Annotated in this window: 3 protein-coding genes; all 3 read right to left on the bottom strand. The window is 70.3% G+C overall.

The annotated features are described in order from the left end of the window. On the bottom strand, window positions 1-1,163 hold a 1,163-nt coding region (locus ACPCUW_RS34985; protein WP_423429672.1), incomplete at its 3' end, for a hypothetical protein. 9 nt (window positions 1,164-1,172) lie between these two features. Then, window positions 1,173-2,777 carry a hypothetical protein gene (locus ACPCUW_RS34980; RefSeq protein ID WP_423429671.1) on the bottom strand — a complete coding sequence of 535 codons (1,605 nt, stop codon included), beginning with the start codon at window positions 2,775-2,777 and terminating at the stop codon, window positions 1,173-1,175. 16 nt (window positions 2,778-2,793) lie between these two features. Continuing rightward, window positions 2,794-4,126 (bottom strand): hypothetical protein (locus ACPCUW_RS34975; protein ID WP_423429670.1); only part of this gene is annotated, 1,333 nt, incomplete at its 5' end.

Below are 4,126 nucleotides of genomic sequence, written 5' to 3'. Positions count from 1 at the left end.
CGCTCACCTGCGGTCTTCGTGGTCTCCGCGGTCGAGCCCCAGGCCTTCTGCGCGTCCGCCCACGCCCGTTTCGATTCCGCCGACACCTCGACCGGTCGCCGAGGTGTCGCGGCTTTCCCGTCGTGCCCTGCCGAGATCGCGTCGGGCGGTGTGAATGTCGCGCCGCCGTCGATCGCCGACGGATGGGCTCCGCTGCGGGAATACACGCCCCCGGCGAATGCGCCGTTGAGCAGCGGCGCGAGCACCTGGTCGTAATGCTGCGGCCAACCAGCCACCAGCGACGCCGCACCCAAACCCGATATCGCGCCGGCGGTACCGTGCACCAGGCCGATGGCCAAGCGACTGCTGCCGATCCGGGGGAACACCATCGGCGCGAACTTGCCGGCGACCATGCCGCCCACCGCTCCACCCGCGCCGGCCAAGGCGGCGACTTCGATCGACTTCAGATCGATTCCGGTCGGATTCGAACCGTCCGATCCGATGATGTCGGCGGTCCGATCGCCGGTGGCGACCTGCAGCGCCTGCACACCCGCGTCCACGCCCACGGGCAGCGCGGCCGCCTTGCCCAGCATGGTGACGAACCGCAAGCCTCCCGGCGCGGTCAGCCGGGCAGCCGCCTTCGCCGCGCCCTCCTCGATCGCCCGTGCCAGGGCGGTTCGCATCGCCGTTACTTCGCCACGCCCCTCGACCAGCATGGCGTCCACGGTCGGCGCCGCCGCGGTCGCGCCGGCCGGACCTGTTGCCGCCGCGCTGGTCACCACGCTGAAGATTCGCCACGCCAAGTGGATGCCGAACGTGAACATCACGCACAGCCACTTCTCCGCGTCGTTGGCGGCCGCCTGCGCCTGGTCGGCCAGGGTGCCGACGTCGGCACCGAGCTGGGCCGCGCCTTTCCCGTACGAATGCAATGCCTCGCGCAGCTGGTTTGCCAGCTCGCCCACCGAATCTTCCTGCGCGAGGAGCGCTTTGATATCCCTCGACTGTCCGTCCAGCTCGTCACCGTGGGCGCGGAGCTCGGCGGCCATCCGGCGCATGGCGGAGATGTCGGCGCGCGGGAGTTCGCCGCCGAACACCACCATCTCGATCGGGCGCCGCAGCATGTCGGGAAGACTTTCGAAGGTGTTCCGCAACTCCACAACGGGGCTGAACAACGAACCGTCCACCGGCACCGCCTATGCCGGTCGAGATGCCGCGGCGATCAGCACCGCATGCAGCAATCTCGCCTGTATGCCCGCCTCCGCGCCGTGCTGCACGACCTCCGCGAACGCGAATCCGAGCGCCTCGCCCACATCGAATTCACCAGGGAACGAGGCCTTTCCGGCCAACTCGGCTCGCCAATCCCGGTAACCGCTCACCACCTCGGCGAGTGTGCGGTCCGGCTGCCGGCGCAGGTATTCCGCGATCAGGACACGTTGTGCCTGCTTGCGCGCGACGCCGCAGCCGACGGCGTCGAGGGCCCGGCCGAACTCCCGAAGCGTCGCCGGATAGATGTCCGAGCGCGCCGGGTCGCCGCCGGGTTCGGTGGGCGGGGCGGCTGCCGCCGGCTCTTGCGCTGTGCGCCGGTCGAGCGTTATCGAGTCGGTGGCGCCCTCGGCGCCCGGTTCACGACTCCATCGCACCATGCCGAGCTCACCGTCGAGCTCTGCCACCGCGACCGTATCCAGACCGATCACCGGATAGTCGGTGAGCACCCGGTCCACCGCTGCCACGAAGTCTCGTACGGACGGCAGCTGAAGGCCGGGTGTGTCGAACCCGATCACCTGTACACCGTGGCGCTCGGCCAATGTCCGCGCCAGCCAACCGATCATCGGGTCGGACGGCTGCTCGCGAGAGCGGCGCCGATCACCCGGGCGTGCCTTGTCGCGGGACGGACGGTTGTCACGTGGCGGCGAACCGTGCCGAGAATTCTCCTCCGGCTTGCCGGGGGAGCCGGTCTTTCCAGGGGTGTCGGCCCTTCCCGGTGTGGCGGGAGGGCGAGGCGGTTGCCCTCCCCACGGGGTATCGCCCCGTTTCGTAGGTGCCGCTCGACTGCCGGACGAGGCGTCCGCTGCTCGGGGCGCCGCGCGGCGGTCGGCCGGAGGTAGTCCCGACGAGGATGGGGACGGTGCCGAAACGGATGAGGACCGGCGACCGGAGTCACCGGCCGGGGGCTGCTTCTCCCGCCCGGAAGGGGTGGACTCCGGCCGGTCCTGATTCCACGGTGAGCGGGACTGCGCCCCATTCGGCGGGACGGTCCGCGCTGGAGAACCGTTCGCTGACTGCGAGCCTCCGGCCGGGGGTTGGTCGGCGCGCTGCGCGCCGCCGGTGGGATGCGCCGGACCGCCGGCGACCGGAGAGTTCCGAGCCGGGGAGCCTGCGGCGGGGTCGTACGGGAGCTGTGGACCCGCATCGACGGGTGACGGCGTGCCGGCCGCGTTGTCCGGCGCAAGCGTGGCCGAACTCCCGGTTCCCGGATCCAGATCTCCTGCCGCGTCGGCCAGCCGGGCGGCGTTGCCGGCATCCTGCGCATCGAATTCGTTTGCGACACCGATGATTCCGGCCGCAGTGCTGTGCAGCCCCTTCGCCATGTCCCGCACATTGGCGAGCGTTTGATCGGCATGCGGTGTGAACTGCTCCGCGAACTGACGGCCCATGTTGTCGTCGCCCCAGCTACCGTGGGCCTGCTCCAGGCAGTCCCGCAGGCCAGTGTGGGTCTGCCCCACCCGGTCGGCGAGTTCGGCCAGCCGGGCACCCCGTTCGCGCAAGCCGGCCAGGTCCAATCGAAGTTCGCCGCTCATATCCCGCCTCGAGCCGTCACATCCGGTCGCCGACCCGCAGGCGGAACCGTCGCTCGAAGTCGGTCACGAAAACCGACAGCGGCACCGACGAACTCGAGCGCTCCACGGCGCCGTCGTCGGCGACATAGAAGACCGCACGGTCCAGGGCGATGTCGTTGTCCGGCACCGGCGATCGCACCATCCAGCCCACGCTGATCCGGTCGGCGCGCAGGGACGACGGAGGATAATCCGCGGTGTCGTACCCTCGCTCGCGGATGTGATCGCGAACCAGTTTCAACGCCTCCGCTTCGCTGATCCCTGCGACTTCGCCGGCCGTCAGATCCGCGAGTGCGAACTGGAACAGCGCACCGGCGACGTCGACCTCGGTCTCGTCACCGACCGCCTGCACGATCGCCTCGCGTGTCACCGCGGCGGCCTGCGCCGCCGACACCAGCAACTCGGCAGCATCCGGCGACGACTTCTCCACCACGTCGGCGACTACTCGCGCCACCGTGTCGGCAGTCCACACCGCGGGCATCGCCGCCGCGCATTCCGACATCGGAGCGGATCCGCCACGGTACCACCGCCCCTTCTCCCACCAGTAGCAAAACGACAGCATGCCGGTCATCACCCGCGGATCGAGCACCGGGTCGGCCACCCAATCAGGTGCTCCCGCAAACACATTCGGCATCGCGCCACCACCGTTGTAGGCGAGGTCCAACGCGGGGGCCTCCCATACCCCACCCGACAGCACCGCCCGGTCTCCGGGGAGCAGCGTCAACGTCGAACCGCTGTGTCCGGCACTTTCGAAGACGCCCACGGATGGACCGATCCGTGGCCCCCGTTCCGAGCCGGCCGCCACGAAGGCCGAGGCCAGCACCGCCCACCGCGCCCACAGTGTTCGCAGGTCCGGCAACTCGCCGGTCACCGGCACCGCCCGCACGCCCGCACTCCGGTCCGCCCGCATTCCGTCCCAGGCGGCGCGCGGCGGCCTCGACTGGGATTCGCCGCGCCCGATGTAAGCCGCCAACCACACCGGCAGCCGGCCGCGCGGATACCGTTCCAGGTCGGCCAGATACGCCTGTGGTGCGAACAGTTGCTCACCGGGAAACGGCTCGGCCCCGTGATCGACGACGACCTCGACGTCCTCCGCGTCGGCGCGCACCACCATCCGCCACCACGGCTCGCTCTCCAGCTCGGCCGAAACCTGCCGGTGCCGGCGCACCGACGCCCACACCTCATCCGACACCTGACACCTGACCGGCCCGTGCCCGTCATCGACCACGAACAACGCCGATTCGGTGACAACGGTCAACGCGAACGATGCCTCCAGCCGCTGCCATCCCGGCGGCGCGAGCTCGCGCAAGCCG

It is taken from the genome of Nocardia sp. AB354 (genome assembly GCF_049538315.1).
Classification (GTDB): Bacteria; Actinomycetota; Actinomycetes; order Mycobacteriales; family Mycobacteriaceae; genus Nocardia; species Nocardia nova.
This window is presented reverse-complemented; position numbering and strand designations above follow the sequence as displayed.